The organism is Bradyrhizobium sp. NBAIM18, from assembly GCF_020193825.1.
Classification (GTDB): Bacteria; Pseudomonadota; Alphaproteobacteria; order Rhizobiales; family Xanthobacteraceae; genus Bradyrhizobium; species Bradyrhizobium yuanmingense.
In genome coordinates this window covers 1-14,857 of the sequence record NZ_JADYVO010000043.1, presented here as the reverse complement: position 1 = coordinate 14,857, position 14,857 = coordinate 1, and the positions used below count along the sequence as shown (strand labels likewise).

At 64.4% G+C, this 14,857-nt stretch carries 11 protein-coding genes and 2 pseudogenes; 7 read left to right on the top strand and 6 right to left on the bottom strand.

Going from position 1 to position 14,857, the window contains the following annotated elements:
• A partial coding sequence (locus tag I6F17_RS36910) for a DUF2235 domain-containing protein (RefSeq protein WP_225190478.1) occupies positions 1 to 1,326 on the bottom strand: 1,326 nt, incomplete at its 3' end.
• Positions 1,327 to 1,454: 128 nt separating this feature from the next.
• Here I6F17_RS36910 and I6F17_RS36905 point away from each other — a divergent pair.
• Positions 1,455 to 2,135, top strand: coding sequence for a hypothetical protein (locus tag I6F17_RS36905; protein WP_225132156.1), 681 nt, complete (start codon positions 1,455 to 1,457; stop codon positions 2,133 to 2,135).
• A gap of 403 nt (positions 2,136 to 2,538) precedes the next feature.
• Here I6F17_RS36905 and ftsZ read toward each other — a convergent pair.
• The 3 genes and pseudogenes from ftsZ to I6F17_RS36890 form a co-directional block, all read right to left on the bottom strand.
• Positions 2,539 to 3,593 (bottom strand): annotated as a pseudogene (gene ftsZ, locus I6F17_RS36900) (cell division protein FtsZ); the annotation flags it as partial.
• A 148-nt stretch (positions 3,594 to 3,741) separates the two neighbouring features.
• A complete protein-coding gene (locus I6F17_RS36895; RefSeq protein ID WP_225132155.1) occupies positions 3,742 to 4,257 on the bottom strand; it encodes a hypothetical protein in 516 nt (171 codons plus the stop codon).
• A gap of 155 nt (positions 4,258 to 4,412) precedes the next feature.
• Positions 4,413 to 4,568: pseudogene (locus I6F17_RS36890) on the bottom strand (DUF2235 domain-containing protein); the annotation flags it as partial.
• 250 nt (positions 4,569 to 4,818) lie between these two features.
• Between I6F17_RS36890 and I6F17_RS36885 the strand changes: the two are divergent.
• Positions 4,819 to 5,481, top strand: coding sequence for a TIGR04141 family sporadically distributed protein (locus tag I6F17_RS36885; RefSeq protein WP_225132154.1), 663 nt, complete (start codon positions 4,819 to 4,821; stop codon positions 5,479 to 5,481).
• 271 nt (positions 5,482 to 5,752) lie between these two features.
• Here I6F17_RS36885 and rpmB read toward each other — a convergent pair whose 3' ends face one another.
• On the bottom strand, positions 5,753 to 6,061 hold the full coding sequence (gene rpmB / locus I6F17_RS36880) for a 50S ribosomal protein L28 (protein WP_036045358.1): 309 nt from the start codon (positions 6,059 to 6,061) through the stop codon (positions 5,753 to 5,755).
• 565 nt (positions 6,062 to 6,626) lie between these two features.
• On the opposite strand from rpmB, the gene I6F17_RS36875 reads away from it, so the two are divergent.
• The 5 genes from I6F17_RS36875 to I6F17_RS36855 all read left to right on the top strand — a co-directional run bounded on the left by I6F17_RS36875 (position 6,627) and on the right by I6F17_RS36855 (position 13,643).
• A complete protein-coding gene (locus tag I6F17_RS36875; protein WP_225132158.1) occupies positions 6,627 to 7,445 on the top strand; it encodes a DUF3108 domain-containing protein in 819 nt (272 codons plus the stop codon).
• A gap of 831 nt (positions 7,446 to 8,276) precedes the next feature.
• A complete protein-coding gene (locus tag I6F17_RS36870; protein WP_225132153.1) occupies positions 8,277 to 11,720 on the top strand; it encodes a helicase-related protein in 3,444 nt (1,147 codons plus the stop codon).
• A gap of 31 nt (positions 11,721 to 11,751) precedes the next feature.
• Positions 11,752 to 12,003: a S4 domain-containing protein gene (locus I6F17_RS36865; protein ID WP_074447665.1), complete on the top strand. Its 252-nt coding sequence runs from the start codon at positions 11,752 to 11,754 to the stop codon at positions 12,001 to 12,003.
• Between the two features lie 132 nt (positions 12,004 to 12,135).
• On the top strand, positions 12,136 to 12,474 hold the full coding sequence (gene fdxA, locus I6F17_RS36860) for a ferredoxin FdxA (RefSeq protein WP_018643465.1): 339 nt from the start codon (positions 12,136 to 12,138) through the stop codon (positions 12,472 to 12,474).
• A 344-nt stretch (positions 12,475 to 12,818) separates the two neighbouring features.
• Entirely contained in the window at positions 12,819 to 13,643 is an 825-nt protein-coding gene (locus tag I6F17_RS36855; protein WP_225132152.1) for a CarD family transcriptional regulator, read from the top strand.
• A gap of 83 nt (positions 13,644 to 13,726) precedes the next feature.
• Here the strand turns inward: I6F17_RS36855 and I6F17_RS36850 are convergent.
• A partial coding sequence (locus I6F17_RS36850) for an adenylate/guanylate cyclase domain-containing protein (protein ID WP_225190477.1) occupies positions 13,727 to 14,857 on the bottom strand: 1,131 nt, incomplete at its 5' end.

Here is a 14,857-nt window from a genome sequence, read left to right as displayed (position 1 = left end):
CTCCACCTCCGCCCCCGCCGCCACATCCACCCCCGGCGGCACCGGCATCGGCACCGTCACATAATCTTTCGGCAGGTTCACCGGCCGGTAGTCCGGCTCCACCGCCATGCGCTTCAGCACGCTCTCATGCACATGCGCGCCTTCGGCGATCAGGCGCGGCTCGCCATCGGGGATGTAGAAGCCGAAATAGACTTTCCGCTCCGGCCATTCCCGGTACTTCGCGCGCTTCGGCAAGAACTCCAGCACGCGCCAGGCCGCCGTCATGGAATCGTGCAGCATGCCACTCTTTCCGGTAAAAGCCGGCTCGACATAGGTGAACGGCGAGTTCTTGCGCTGGATGCCCCAGGCGAGCTGGTTCACCGTGCGCGGGTTGAACTTCAGCCCGGCCTTCTCGGCCTCGTCGATCATCCAGAGCAGTGGATATTTGGACTCGCCGCTCTCGACCTCCGGATAGCCGCCGCCGACGTCGCAATGCACGCCGGCGAACCACACCTGCATGATGTCTTGCGGCACCTTCTTCTCGTCAGGCACATAGCGGTTGCTCCAGAACTCCTGCGGCTCCGCGTAGGGCTTCAGGCGGAACATGCGCCGCCGCTCGTCGATCGCGATCGCCTGCCGGAAGATCCTGATGCTGGGATCGCGCAGTGTGAAGGCGAGCTCCTCCAGGCTCGGCCAGTAGAAGCGATCGGCGCGCGGCACGATCACGCTCGCCACCGTGTCCCAGACGCCGACGAAATGGATGGTCGGCCAGCGCGTCGAGGTGATGCGCGCGAACTGCGCGGCGAGGTCGAATTCGTCCTTCGGCAGCGGCCCGCTCTCGTCGAACACGATGTTCTTGATATCCTCGACGTCGTTGCCGCGCCCGCTGCCGGAATATTGCTTGTAGGCGATGAGACCGCTGCCTGCGAGGTTCGCCTGCTCCGGCGAGATCAGACCAATTTTGTGGATCAGCCCCGCCAGCACGCGCACCGTGTAGGCCCCGCGCGAAAAGCCGAACAAATAGATCTTGTCGCCCGGCGCGTAATGCTGAACCAGGAAGCAATAGGACGACAGCACGTTGTCATCGAGCCCGTAGCCGGTCGCGAGCCCCCACACCAGCTTGATGTTGGCCTTCCAGCGCCCCCAGGTCGACGGCTCCGTCATGGTGCCGACCCCGGGATCGTAAAACACCATCTGCCTGGGCTGCGTCTTGTCCGTCTTGCGCAGGCAGCGATAGAGCTTCAGGACGTTGGAGATGTTCTCCGAGATCTCGTTGCCGGTGCCGTCACAGCAGATGACGAGATGCTTCGGCTCGGGCTTGCGATCGGTGGTGGCTGCGGATTCCATGGGATGCGCCTCCGGGTGATGCTACCGGGGCGAGTATAGCGGAAACGGATGGCAGCGAGGAGACGACCTGTTGACATTAACCTCTTGTTAACCATGCGGTTGCCTAATGTTGACGATGGGGGATCACCATGTCGGCCCATGTGACGCGACGGAAGTTGATGCCTGTTTCGGTCGATCCGGCCATCCGGTCGGTCGCGAGGCTGGCGGTTCGCGCCAAGGCCGTCCTACAGGGCAGAACGCCTGTCCTATGGAGCAAAGCCATGTTCGCAAGGGACGACTTAGTGGACAATCTCAGCCGCGATCTCGATCGCGCGCGCGGCAGACGCGATGCGCTCGCATCCGAAGCGACGACCCTGACGGCCCAGATCGCCGAAATTGAAGCCCGCCTTTCGGAGGAGAAGAAAAGGCGGGAGCGTGAGCGCGTCCTGAGCGAGATCGACCTGATCAAGACGCGAATCAAGCAAGCCGCCGGAGCGTTTGCACCTGTCGTGGACGGTCTCTCCAGGGCGGTCGAATCGGCTGCGGCCGTTGTGCCCGAGGCGCGCGAGCTCAATAGTTTCCTGGTGTCGGTGGCGACCGAGGTCGACAGCGTGCTCGATCCCCTGTTGCGTGAACTGGATCAGCGCGCGGATGCGGTGCGGTCCGGCCACGCGGCGCTGGACTTGCCGAGTTCTGCCGTTGAAGTGCCGCCCGTCGAGCTGCCGAAGGACACCAACGAACGCCTGCTTCGCTTTCCGGCCTGGCTGTCCCGCGACAAGGAAACGGACAAGAAGGAAACGGCGGAGAAGCCGCACAGCACGGCGGCCTGAAGCCTCGGAGGCTGCGCACGCTCTACCCTGTCATTCCGGGGCGCGCCTCTTGGCGCGAGCTACGGTGCGCAATTGTGCACCTGAGAATCCATACTCACGATGGTGGTTATGGATCCCGGGCTCGCGACTTCGTCGCGCCCCGGGCTGACGAGCCGTTGTTGGGCTCGCTGGTTGCCGAGCAGGTAGCTCCCCCGACCGCTCAGTTGGCCGCGCGGCGCAGGAAGGCCGGAATATCGAGAACGGCCTCGTCGGGCGCATTGCGTGCAGGCGCGCGGCCGTAAGCATCGAGCGGCTGAAGCGCCGCCTGTCGCGCATGGTCCAGGCCCGGCCTGGCCGGTGGGCCCACGGGGTGGTGCGGCTGCGGGCGGAGCGGCGGGCTTCCCGCTTGCGGCAGGACGGCGCTGCGCTCGATGCGATCGGCGATGCGGCGGCCGTCGTTGCGCAGCCTGCCGGCGAGCTGGGTGAGGGCGGTTTCCACTGGTAGCGCCTGCGCCGGATCGAGATTATCGATACCCGTCGCCACCACCGAGACGCGGACGATGCCCTCTAGGCTTTCGTCAAACGACGCGCCGACGATGATATTGGCGTCCGGGTCGGCCTCGTCGCGAATGCGCGTCGCGGCTTCGTCGACCTCGTACAGCATGAGATCCTTGCCCCGCCGGTGATGGAGATGATGAGGCCACTGGCGCGTTTGATCGAGGGATTCTCGATCAGCGGATTGGAGATCGCGGCCACGGCGGCGGCGAGCACGCGCTTCTCGCCGGAAGCCTCGCCCCGTCCCATCATGGCCTTGCCCTTCTCCTTCATGACGGAGAGGACGTCGGCAAAATCGAGATTGATCAGCCCTTCCTTGACGATGAGGTCGCTGATGCAGGCCACACCCGAGTAAAGCACCTGGTCGGCAAGGGCGAAGGCGTCGGCGAACGTGGTCTTCTCGCTGGCCACCCGGAACAGGTTCTGGTTCGGGATGATCAGGAGGGTGTCGACTGTCTTCAGCAGCTCCTCGATGCCGGCTTCGGCAAAGCGCATGCGGCGCTGGCCCTCGAAGTAGAACGGCTTGGTGACCACGCCGATGGTGAGAATGCCGAGCTCGCGCGCGATTCTGGCGACGATGGGTGCAGCCCCGGTGCCGGTGCCGCCCCCCATGCCTGAAGTCACGAACACCATGTGCGCGCCGGTCAATTGCTCGCGGATCGTGTCGATCGCCTCTTCGGCTGCGGCGCGTCCCAGCTCCGGCTGCGAGCCGGCGCCGAGGCCCGCGGTCACCTTCGTGCCGAGCTGGATGAGGCGCTTCGCCTTCGACATCGCCAGCGCCTGCGCGTCGGTATTGGCGACCACGAACTCGACCCCTTGCAGCCCGGCCGTGATCATGTTGTTGACGGCATTGCCGCCGGCGCCGCCGACGCCGAACACGACGATGCGAGCCTTCATTTCATGGATATCGGTATTGCCAGTCATTCTTCCCTCGCGATTGCTCCGGCAAGCCGGGGATTAAAGAAAGTCTCGCGTGCTAGCTGCAAGCATGATCCGGAAAAGTGCGAAGCGGTTTTCCGAAAAGATCATGCTCGAACAAGAACCTGGAGCGCGATGACGATTCATCCCAATCTCATCGCGCTCTAGCCGCGCGGTCTGCTTGCACGATGAAGGCGGCCAGATGCCCCAACCGGCGCGCCGCGTGTCCTGCGATCGAGCCGCCAGGGCGGCGATCGCTCCGCAGCGCCGCCACTTCGTCTTCCAGTCGTGCCGCCCATGCATTGGCGGCCGTCGTCTCGGCGGTCGCCTGCGTCAGCTCGACGGCGAGGCGATCGGCACGTTCGCGCTCGCGCTCGAACACGACCCTGTAGGCGGTTGCGACGGATTCGAGCCGCGCGATCTCCGCCTTGAACACTTCGGTCTTGACCGCCTCGATCCTGGCCAGGGAGACCCCGATGGGATCTTCCCGGCGGGCTCGTCGCGGGCGGGGCGTGTACCGGAGCGCGGCGAGATCGACGCTCACCACCGCCTTGCCGTCCCCCGACCGCGAGCGCGGCAGGCGGCGACGCCGCGCCAGTGCCCGCGCGGCCTCGCGCGAGACATTGAGGCGGGCACCGAGATCGGCATACGTCAACAACTCAACGCACATCGGCGCTTCTCCTGGAGCGAACCGGGAAGGCATTTCGAGCTAATGATGGCTGGACGATTACCGCAGGCTAGGGTGCGTTGGTTAATGGACGGTTAACGCGCGCGGGGGGTGTTTACGGGTGCCGCTGCGGTGCCGGCCGCCGCGACGTAATGCGCCATCTGTCGCGGCGACGTCTTGTCCGTCTTGCGCAGGCAGCGATAGAGCTTCAGGACGTTGGAGATGTTCTCCGAGATCTCGTTGCCGGTGCCGTCACAGCAGATGACGAGGTGCTTGCCGGCGGGCTTATGGTCGGAAGTGGCCGCGGTCTCCATGGGATGCGCCTCCGGGGGATGCTACCGGGGCGAGTATAGCGGAATTTGGGGCGGCGAGGAGAGACTCGGGGAGCCAGTTCTCACTGGCCCAGTTTATTATGAGTACGGCGCGACGTGGAGGCACCGTCTGTGGCCCACGAGCACGGTCATTCAAGCGAGGCCGTGTCCTTGCTCGTATTACTACGGGTTGCCGATGAGACGCGGCGCGACCTAAGATATTGCTTATTTTTTTGAAACTCATAGGAAAGCGATGAAGAGTCGCTCATTTTCAATTTTTCTTCTTAAGGCCGGATTCGATGCCACTAACAGCCTTGTCGAAGATCATGTGCTCGACGAGGATTTTGCGGCGGGCCTTTTGCCAGATGGGGCAGCTCTGTTCGTTTTGGACAGCGATCCTTATCCGCCGTGGTGGAAAAGCTATTTTGAAATAGATGGTTCTCTTACACAGGTGAGCAAAGGGGCTCTTGTCTTTCTTGCAGTCAAGAAACGCTGCTTTGTGCTGTCATTTGGTCACGTATCTCACTACCTCAAGGATAGCAGTTATGAGTACGATTTTGGACTGAAAGTAACGCTCAACAGCGTAGACGCAGCAGAACTCCGCGGTACTGAATCTCTAGACCCTGGTGTTGGCCGAAGACAGAGAACCCAGCTTCCCATTGGCTCTGATCTTACGCTTTTCGAATTTGATCGCGATAGCTCCATTCTCAGGCGTCTGACTGGCAAGGTCAAACCCGAATACAAAAGCCTTTTTAAGCACGCGACCGGTGCTAGCAATCTCAGAATTAGCTCTAACGTGCAGCCATCCGATCTCGCCCAGCTGTGTACTGATCTTCTAGGTCTTTATGAGTGCACGGACTACCAAACTACATTTCCGGATACCACTAAAAAAAGAGACGGGCCTGACACCAGCTGAATGCGGAAACGGTATCTGCGAGCAATTGGGGAGCAACGGCCATTTCTGAATCTCCACACAACGAAAAGTTGCATGGTAGCTTAAGAATTGCCTTTTGTTGAGATCAGGAGCGAGGGCTCCCGGCTATACGCTCAGAAAAATGGGAGGGCGTTATCGAGGGATGCAAAAACAAAAACGGCCGGATCTTCCGATCCGGCCGCTACTCGAACTCTTACTCGGCTAAGCCTACGCCACGCGACGCAACTTAGCCCCCGCCCTATCCTGAAAAATCTCAGCTTGCCTGCTTGGCCGGCTGGGTGTCGCCGACCTTCTTCTGGATGGCGCGCTTCAGCTCGACCGCGCGCGGGGAGAGCGCGTCGGCGTTGGCCTTGAGCAGGTAGGCATCGAGGCCGCCATTGTGGTCGACGCTCTTGATCGCGTTGGTGGAGACGCGCAGGCGCACGTTGCGGCCCAGGGCTTCCGAGATGAACGTCACGTTGACGAGGTTCGGCAGGAAGCGGCGCTTGGTCTTGATGTTGGAGTGGCTGACCTTGTGGCCGACGAGGGGGCCCTTGGCCGTCAGTTCGCAGCGGCGAGACATGGCATAAATCCTTTAGTTCGAACCCCCAACGAGTGCGGCCGCCATTTCGGCGCCACGGGGGCAAATTCTTTCGTCCTTGCGGGAGCGGGCGGACGTATAGGGGGGAAGGGGCCTTGCGTCAAGGCGACGGGCCGTTTTTGGCCCGTCGTCCCGGGGCGGGCAGAGCCCGAACCCGGGATCTCGTGCCCCGCCTCGGTGTCATCGCCCGCGAAGGCGGGCGATCCAGTACTCCGCGGCGGCGCGGCTGACCAGAGGCGCTGCGGCGTACTGGATGCCTCGCCTTCGCGGGGCATGACAGCGGAGGTGGGGAGAGGTCGGAACGCCCCCCGTTACCGCCGATCACCAAAACGGCAATGATTGTCGCGCCTTACCATCACATAAAGGGCGTATTCGCCGTCGAAGAGTCCGGTGGAGTTCCCGGGGCTGCATGCCCCGACACATTGTTTGTCGCCGGTTTTGGCTTAAGTAACAGCATATCGCGCTCTGATTGGATTATTTCGTGCCGACAACGCTTCATTTCGCGCAAATCCTGCGCTCAGCCTGTCTGCTTCCGGCCGGCCGGCTGATGGCGCTTTGTGGCCTGGCGGTGGTGCTGGGCCTGGCGTCCGGCGTGGCGCCGGCGGCGGCGCAAGGCAAGCTCGAGGCGCAATATGAGGCGACGCTGGCGGGCATTCCCGTCGGCAAGGGCGCCTGGAACATCGATATCCAGGACGACGTGTTCTCGGCGGCGGCCGCCGGCGGCACCACCGGGCTTTTGAAGTCGTTCACGGGCGGGTCCGGCACCGGCGCCAGCCAGGGGCGCGTCGTTGGTGGCGCGCTGGTTGCGACCGGCTACCAGGCCTCGACCACCACCCAGAAGAAGACCGAAGAGATCCGCATCACCCTCGACAAGGGCAATGTGAAGGATTTTGCCATTTTGCCGGAGCCACCGGTCGATCCTGATCGTATCGTCGTCACCGAGGCGCACCGCCGCGGCGTCTGGGACCCCATGACCGCTTCGCTCTTGCGCGTGCCCGGCACCGGTGATCCCGTCTCGCAGGACGCCTGCCACAGCTCCGCGCCGGTGTTCGACGGCCGCATGCGCTACGAGCTGAAGCTCGATTTCAAGCGCATGGAGACCGTGAAGGCGGAGAAGGGGTACAGGGGCCCGGTCGTGGTCTGCGCGATCTATTTCGTGCCCATCGCCGGCTACATCCCGGACCGCCCGGTGATCAAATACCTCGCCGCCCAGCGCAACATGGAGATCGCGTTCGCCCCCATCGCCGGCACGCGCATCCTGGTCCCGTTCTGGCTGAAAGTGCCGACCCCGCTCGGCCCGGCCATGCTGGAAGCCACCAGCTTCATCACCGCCCCCCAGCCGCCAAGGGTGGCCAAGACGCAGTAGGCTGGCCGCGGCCGCGCCTCCTCCCTCCGCCGTCATTCCGGGGCGCGCCCCTTGGCGCGAACCCGGAATCCATCAGGCTACAGCGACGGTTTCACGATGGATTCTCAGGTGCGCAACGGCGCACCGTAGCTCGCGACTGCGTCGCGCCCCGGAATGACGAGTCTTCGGAGCAGGCTAAGCAAAATCAAACACTTACCTACTGTGCATGGGGTTGTTTTCGCAACATAAGTCCCGAAGGCCGTCATGGCCGGGCTTGACCCGGCCATCCATCCCTTCGCGAGAGCCCGTCTTTCGATGGATGCGCGGGTCAAGCCCGCGCATGACGAAGACGGGAATCCATTTGACTCCTCCCCGATTCTGATTCGACTCAAGCCCATCCCCAGCTTTAACCACCCCGGTCGCTTGTGCGCCCAAGCAAAACTCCATCTAGTGCGCAACCAAGACGAGTCCCGCGACATGTTGCGTGAACGGAACGGGACTCACAGGGGAGTCAGCGATTCGGCCGCGATTCGTTCTAGAGTCGTTCCGAAGCTTAAAGCGAACGGGAAAAGCGTCGCAAAGTGAGACAGTTGCGCGGGATTTGGGGAGGGCGCTCTCACACCCCCCTCGGTGTCATCGCCCGGCTTGACCGGGCGATCCAGTACCCCGAGGCGGCGCGGCCAGAGCGGACGGGCCGCGGCGTACTGGATGCCCCGGTCAAGCCGGGGCATGACGGCGGATTGCTTGGCCCCCACCCCAGCGTTCGGGGACATGGCCGACACCTCAGCGTCGCCTCACCGCCCCGGATAGCACTGACATTCGCCCAAATCGCCATTACCTAATCCGATAGACATGGCTTTCTCCTCCTCCCCCTTCGCTTCCGAGCGCGCCCCCGGCGCGGGCGTCACTGCGGTGCTCGGTCCGACCAACACCGGCAAGACCCATCTCGCCATCGAGCGGATGCTGGCGCATCCCTCGGGCATGATCGGCCTGCCGCTGCGCCTGCTCGCGCGCGAGGTCTACAACAAGATTGCCGACAGAGCCGGTGAAGCCAGCGTCGCGCTCGTCACCGGCGAGGAGAAGATCAAGCCGAAGAATCCGCGCTTTTGGGTCTCGACCGTCGAGGCGATGCCGCGCGATATCGACGTCTCCTTCCTCGCCGTCGACGAGGTCCAGATCGCCGCCGATCTCGAACGCGGCCACGTCTTCACCGACCGCATTCTCAATCGCCGCGGCCGCGACGAGACGCTGCTGCTGGGCGCCGCCACCATGCGCCCGATCATCGAGCGCCTGTTGCCGGGCGTGTCCATGATCACGCGGCCCAGATTGTCGCAGCTCGAATTCGCCGGCGACCGCAAGATCACGCGCCAGCCGCGCCGCACCGCCATCGTCGCGTTCTCGGCCGATGAAGTCTATGCGATTGCCGAGCTGATCCGCCGCCAGCACGGCGGCGCCGCCGTGGTGCTGGGCTCGCTCTCGCCCCGCACACGAAACGCGCAAGTGGCGATGTTCCAGAACGGCGACGTCGATTATCTCGTCGCCACCGATGCCGTCGGCATGGGCCTCAATCTCGACGTCGACCACGTCGCCTTCGCCTCCGACCGCAAGTTCGACGGCTACCAGTTCCGCCGCCTGACGCCGGCTGAATTCGCGCAAGTAGCAGGCCGCGCCGGCCGCGCCACCCGCAACGGCACCTTCGGCACCACCGGCCGCTGCGCGCCGTTCGAGCCCGAGCTCGTCAACGCGCTGCAGAACCACACCTTCGATGCCGTGAAGGTGCTGCAATGGCGCAATTCGAAGCTCGATTTCTCCTCGCTCGGCGCGCTCCAGGTCTCGCTGAACCTCGCTCCCGGCCACGAGACGCTGACGCGCGCGCCGATCGCCGAGGACATGCGCGTGCTCGATCACGCCGCCCGCGACGGCGAGGTGCGCGATATCGCGCATGGCAAGGCCGCCGTGGAGCGGCTCTGGGAAGCCTGCCAGGTCCCGGACTACAGAAAGCTGTCGCCGGCCGCCCATGCCGAGCTGGTGACGACGCTGTACGGCTTCCTGATGCGCAAGGGCTGCATTCCCGATGCCTGGTTCGAGTCCCAGGTCACCCAGGCTGACCGCATCGACGGTGACATCGACACGCTGTCGGCCCGAATCGCCCAGATCCGCACCTGGACCTTCGTCGCCAACCGCCCGGACTGGCTGAAAGACCCGGAACGCTGGCAGGGGATCGCGCGGGAGGTCGAAAATAAATTATCGGATGCGCTCCATGAACGCTTGACTGAGCGTTTCGTTGATCGCCGGACCAGTGTATTGATGCGCCGCCTGCGGGAGAACACGAGCTTGAATACTGAAATCGGCAAGACCGGCGAAGTCATCGTCGAAGGCCATGTCATCGGCCGCCTCGATGGCTTCACCTTTGCACCGGATGCGGCGGAAGCCGGCTCCGATGCGAAAGCCTTGCAGGCTGCAGCGCAAGCAGTGCTCGCCGGCGAGATCAACGCGCGCGCCGAAAAGCTGGGAAATGCGCCGGACGAGCAGTTCGTGCTCACCTCCGAAGGCATCATCCGCTGGACCGGCGATGCCGTGGCGCGCCTTGCCGCCGCAGACGAGGCGCTGCATCCGCGCATCCGCATCATCTCGGACGAGCGCCTGACCGGCGCGCCCCGCGACAAGGTGCAGGCGCGGCTCGAGCTCTGGCTCAAGACGCACATCGAAAAGCTGCTCGGGCCGATGTTCGAGCTGTCGAAGGCCGAGGACGTCACCGGCATTGCCCGCGGCATCGCCTATCAGCTGGTCGAGGCGCTCGGCGTGCTTGAGCGTCCGAAGATCGCCAGCGAGCTGAAGGATCTCGACCAGTCCTCGCGCGCCGTGCTGCGCAAATACGGCGTCCGCTTCGGCGCCTATCACATCTATTTCCCCGGCCTGCTCAAGCCCGCCGCGCGTGCGCTCGCCGCGCTGCTCTGGGCGCTGAAGCAGGACAATGTCGATCTCTCCGCGCTCTCGGGCGCGCAGCATCTGGCCTCCTCAGGGCGCACCTCGTTCCCGGTCGACAAGGCGCTGCCGCGCGATGCCTATCGCGTGCTCGGCTACAAGCAGGCCGGCGAGCGCGCCGTGCGCGTCGATATCCTGGAGCGCCTCGCCGACCTGATCCGCCCGGCGCTGGCCTGGCGCGAGAATTCGCCGGGCGAAAAGCCCGCCGGCGCGTTCGACGGCCGCAGTTTCGTGGTCACGCAGGCGATGACCTCGCTCACGGGATCTGCCGGCGAAGATTTTGCCTCCGTGCTGCGCGCGCTCGGCTATCGCATGGAGAAGCGCCCGCCGCTGCCGCAAAAGCCTGTGGTCGCCGAGCAGGTCGTGACCGAGCAGATCGTCACTGAGACCGTCGCGGCCGAGACGCCGCCCGCTGAAGGCAACGCGGAGACCTCGACCGAGGCTGCAGCGGAAGCCGTTGCCGGCCTGCCGGCTGAGGCCCCGGCCGCTGAGGCTACGGCCGAATCCGTCACCGTGGAAGACGCGCCCGGCATGGAGCCGCACGACGAGCCCGCTCCTGCGGAGGCTCACGAGGAGCCGGCGCTGGAAGCGTCTGCGGAAGCGCCCGTCACGCCCGAGGACGCCCCTGGCATCGCGCCGCCCGCAGAAGAGGCTGCGACGCCCGCCGAGGCTGCCGGCCTCGAAGCGGCTGCCGCCGAGACCGCCGCGACGGAAGCTGCTGCATCCCCCGATGCTGCCGCGCCTGAGGCAACAGTCGCACCCGCCGAGCCCGAGCTGGTCGAGGTCTGGCGCCCCGCCGGCCGTCACGAGGATCGCAAGCCGCGCCATGAGCGCCATCGCCATCAGCGTCACCACAACCAGCGTCCGCGGCCCGGCGCTGAGGCTGGCGCTGCACCCGATGCTGCGAGCGCCGCGCCCGGCGAAGCCGCCGACGGCGCGAAGCCGGGCCATCGTCATGGCGGCGGCCATCGCCGCGATGGCGGCCGCGACTTCCGCAAGCCGCGTGAAGGCGGCGAGGGCGGTGAGCGTCGCGACGACCGCAATCGCAGCTTCCAGGGCAAGGGGGACCGCGACAAGGATCGCGATCGCAACCGCGACAACAAGAAGTTCGGCGGAGATCGCGACAAGGGCCGCGACAATCGCGGCCGCGACCGCGACAAGGGCCGCGACCGCCGTGATCGCGAGTCGGGTCCCTCGCTGCGTCCCTACGCCTCGAGCGCGAACCCGCGCGAGCGCGATCGTCCGATCGATCCGAACTCGCCCTTCGCCAAGCTCGCCGCGCTGAAAGAGCAGCTGGGGCGGAAGGAGTAATCCCACGACGACGACGACCGAGCGGCAGCGTATCGACAAATGGCTGTGGCACGCGCGGGTGGTAAAGGCGCGCACCTCCGCGGCCGAGCTCGTCGTCACCGGCCATGTCCGCGTCAACGGCGTGCGCGAGACATCGCCGGGCCATGCCATTAAGCTTGGCGACGTTCTCACCATCGCGCTCGATCGCACCGTGCGCGTGCTGAAGGTCACCGCCTTCAACGAGCGCCGTGGCGATGCCGCCTCGGCTCGCGTGCTCTATGAGGAGCTCGGCACGCGCAACTAATTGCGCTTTGCATTCATTTCTTGATCGATCAAACACACAAAGCCGTCATGATCGGGCCTTCCCGACCTTGCGGCGCCCGGCCATCCGCGCTAGGCAAGCCGCGACTTCTAAAAGAGCTTTTCGGAGCGTTGGATGACTTACGTCGTCACTGAAAACTGCATCAAGTGCAAGTACACCGACTGCGTCGAGGTCTGCCCGGTCGATTGCTTCTACGAGGGCGACAACATGCTCGTCATCCATCCCGACGAGTGCATCGATTGCGGCGTGTGCGAGCCGGAATGCCCCGCCGACGCCATCAAGCCGGACACGGAACCAGGCCTCGAAAAGTGGCTCCAGGTCAACGCCGACTACGCCAAGAGCTGGCCGAACATCACCCAGAAGAAAGAATCACCTGCCGACGCCAAGGAATTCGACGGCATGGAAGGCAAGTTCGAGAAATATTTTTCTCCGAACCCCGGCTCTGGGGACTAATTCGCGCCCAAACTTAACCCTAATAGCGGCGCTGCCGCCGAAAACCAGCCCTCAAGACCCCTAAATCATTGATTTTTGCGGGAAATGTGCTATATTGGGCACATTAAGCCGAACCCCGTCAGCCCGTTGGCCCCTCTGGGTTCCCGTGAAACCAAATGTCGAAACAGGGGCGTGGCAGTTTCCGCGCGCAGGCTGTGTCACAGAAAACGCGTAAAAAGAGTACTTCAGCGAGGGCTTCCCATAAGGAGGCCAAAAAAGTCGCCGCGGCCAGCCGTAGCGCATCCAAGGGTCGGACCGCGACGAAGGCGCCGGCTGCAAAGTCCTCGAAGAACAAAAGAAGCGCAATGCCTAACAAGACTGCCAAACCGGCCGCGAAAGCGACCGCTTCCAAGCCTGCTTCCGCCAAGCCTGCTGCCGCCAAGCCTGTGACTGCCAAGGCCCCCGCTGCCAAGCCCGCCGCGACGAAGGCCCCTGTTGCCGTTGCGCCCGCCAAGGCTCCCGTCGCCGCCAAGCCGGCTGCCAAGCCCGCGGCTGCGCCGAAGGTCGAGGAAAAGAAGGTTGTGACCCAGCGTCAGGGCTTCAAGGCCAACGAGTTCGTGGTCTATCCCGCTCACGGCGTCGGCCAGATCCTGGCCATCGAGGAGCAGGAGATCGCCGGTGCGAAGCTCGAGCTGTTCGTCATCAACTTCATCAAGGACAAGATGACGCTGCGCGTGCCGACCGCCAAGGTCGCCAATGTCGGCATGCGCAAGCTGTCCGATCCGGCGCTGGTCAAGAAGGCGCTTGAGACCCTGAAGGGCCGCGCCCGCGTCAAGCGCACCATGTGGTCGCGCCGCGCCCAGGAATACGAAGCGAAGATCAATTCGGGCGATATCGTCGCGATCGCGGAAGTCGTGCGCGACCTCTATCGCTCGGAATCGCAGCCCGAGCAGTCCTACTCGGAACGCCAGCTCTATGAAGCGGCGCTCGACCGGCTGTCCCGCGAGATCGCGGTGGTGCAGCACTCGACCGAGACCGAAGCGGTCAAGGAGATCGAGGCGCAGCTCGCCAAGAGCCCGCGCCGCAATGCCAAGGCGGAAGCTGCCGAGGGCGAAGCTGACACGGATGCCGAGGGCGATACCGACGATACCGATGGCGACGACAGCACCGTCGCCGACGAGGCCGCGTAAGCCGGCCCGAACGCAAGCAATCAAAAGCCCGGCCGTTTGGCCGGGCTTTTTGTTTGGTTTCCTGAGGCCGCGGGAGTTCGGCTCTACGCGCCGCGCGGCTGGGTCCAGATCGCGATCGGCTGCTGAATGCCGCGGACCGCCCGCGCCTCTCGCGCTTCCAATGACTGAAACGTTGTGGCTGCACCGCCAAGCTCGGCCTTCGCCTGGCTGACGAGGTCGTCACTTGCCACCAGCGCGCAGCCGAAGGTGCGGGTCAAGGCCTCGAGACGGCTTGCCGCGTTGACGGTCGCGCCGATCACGGCAAATTCCAGACAGGTCTGCCCGAGGTCGCCGAGCACCACCGGCCCATAATGCAAGCCAAAGCTCACATGCAGCTTTGGCTCGCCTGACGCTGCCCGCTGATCGTTCCAACTCTCCGCCGCCGCGATCATCGCCTGGGCACATCGCAGCGCGTTGCTGGCGTCGTGCTCGCCCGCGAAAGGCGTGCCGAACGTCGCCATCAATCCGTCCCCGAGATATTTGTCGAGCGTGCCGCTGTGGCGGAAAACCTCCTGCTCCATCAATCCGTGGAATTCCCGCAACGTCCGCACAACCTCCTGCGGCGAGCGTCCATCGGCAAAGGCCGTGAAGCCGACGATGTCGACGAACAGCACCGCGACGTGTTGCGTGCGCACCTGCTTCAACGGCTCGTCCTGTTTCGACAATTCCGCCACGACATTGGGCGAGAAGTAGCGCGCCAGGTTGCCGCGCTCGCGCTCCACCGCGGCATGCCGGACCAAGAGGTCGTTGCTGCGGCGGACCGCGAGCGCCAAGGTCATGGCCACGATCATGAAGACGACGATCTCCTGGATGCGAACGTGGAACACGATCTCGCTGGGCGAGATCATCGCAAACAAGCGCTCATCGCTGCCTGTTGCGGCCGCGATGCGGGCCGTCAGCGCAGGATCGCGATCGGGTTGCCACCACACCCAGGCGATGCCGATGATCCAGAGCGCAGCCGTCCACATGCCGACCGCAATCACAGTCCGCCAGGTATAGGCCAATGTGGCGCCCGCGAGCAGCACGAAGAAATAGATGAAGTTGCCGGAATGGAACTGCATCGCGACCGGCCAGTACGAGGCTCCGAACGGATTGGGAATCACGATGAGGCACGTGAGCAGCGCCAGGTCGCAAAACAGGAGTGCCAATTCCGGCCGTGACACGCCCACCCGCCC

Bases quoted from the DNA above. Each gene is read 5' to 3' on its own strand.
- I6F17_RS36905 (WP_225132156.1), top strand. From the start codon at position 1,455: ATGTCGGCCCATGTGACGCGACGGAAGTTGATGCCTGTTTCGGTCGAT.
- I6F17_RS36895 (WP_225132155.1), bottom strand. From the start codon at position 4,257: ATGTGCGTTGAGTTGTTGACGTATGCCGATCTCGGTGCCCGCCTCAAT.
- I6F17_RS36885 (WP_225132154.1), top strand. From the start codon at position 4,819: ATGAAGAGTCGCTCATTTTCAATTTTTCTTCTTAAGGCCGGATTCGAT.
- rpmB (WP_036045358.1), bottom strand. From the start codon at position 6,061: ATGTCTCGCCGCTGCGAACTGACGGCCAAGGGCCCCCTCGTCGGCCAC.
- I6F17_RS36875 (WP_225132158.1), top strand. From the start codon at position 6,627: ATGGCGCTTTGTGGCCTGGCGGTGGTGCTGGGCCTGGCGTCCGGCGTG.
- I6F17_RS36870 (WP_225132153.1), top strand. From the start codon at position 8,277: ATGGCTTTCTCCTCCTCCCCCTTCGCTTCCGAGCGCGCCCCCGGCGCG.
- fdxA (WP_018643465.1), top strand. From the start codon at position 12,136: ATGACTTACGTCGTCACTGAAAACTGCATCAAGTGCAAGTACACCGAC.
- I6F17_RS36855 (WP_225132152.1), top strand. From the start codon at position 12,819: ATGCCTAACAAGACTGCCAAACCGGCCGCGAAAGCGACCGCTTCCAAG.